Below are 747 nucleotides of genomic sequence, written 5' to 3' on the forward strand. Positions count from 1 at the left end.
GGAGGGCCTCAATTTGCAGGACTCCGACTTCCCGATCGAGCGTTACAGTGGACAATTGCCCCCTGGAGGCATTGCCAGAAAGTTGCTTGGTGCCGACGGCGAGACTCGAACTCGCACAGCTTGCCCCACTACCCCCTCAAGATAGCGTGTCTACCAATTTCACCACGTCGGCTGGGGAAAAACATATTGCCAGGGACCGGGTTTCCTGAAGCGCGTGGGGTCAGCGAATGATTTGTGCCCCCAGTGGGCGGCAAATGTCCCCATATGGGCTATGTGGCTCCAGCGCTCGCGTTGGGACATGCGTACGCGCCCCGGCCCCGTCAAATTCAACAATGACCGCGGTGGGGCTTGCTATGCGGGTAATGGTCACGCGCGCGCCCCGAAATGTCCACGTCGTTTGAACTTGATAGGGGCTATTTCGATATGCCTTGCGGCGTTGCTTACTGTTCATATCGGAAACCGCTCAACCTCCTGGCGCCCTGCGGTCCTCTTCACCTGACGACGAATGTTGGCCAGTTCCAACCCCAAGCGCCACTGCGCGGGGAGAATGGTGGCAAGCGATCTCACAATGCTGGCAGAAACGTAGATCCTGCGTGGTCTCTCGCAGCGTAGGGCTTGGAGTTGCCTATCGTCCTCCGCGGCGCCCAAGAGCCTGAAATTGAGGTTGGTCATAAGTATGCGGAGTAAACCAATTTCACGAATGAGAGTCAGATGCCAGTCACATGAAGAACGAGCTGGCATCGCCGA

Annotated in this window: 1 tRNA gene; it reads right to left on the reverse strand. The window is 57.6% G+C overall.

Going from position 1 to position 747, the window contains the following annotated elements:
• Positions 1-87 precede the first annotated feature (87 nt).
• Positions 88-172: transfer RNA gene (locus J8I34_RS34250), tRNA-Leu, on the reverse strand.
• Between the last annotated feature and the right edge of the window lie 575 nt (positions 173-747).

The sequence above is a fragment of the Cupriavidus phytohabitans genome (assembly GCF_017815025.1).
Taxonomy (GTDB): domain Bacteria; phylum Pseudomonadota; class Gammaproteobacteria; order Burkholderiales; family Burkholderiaceae; genus Cupriavidus.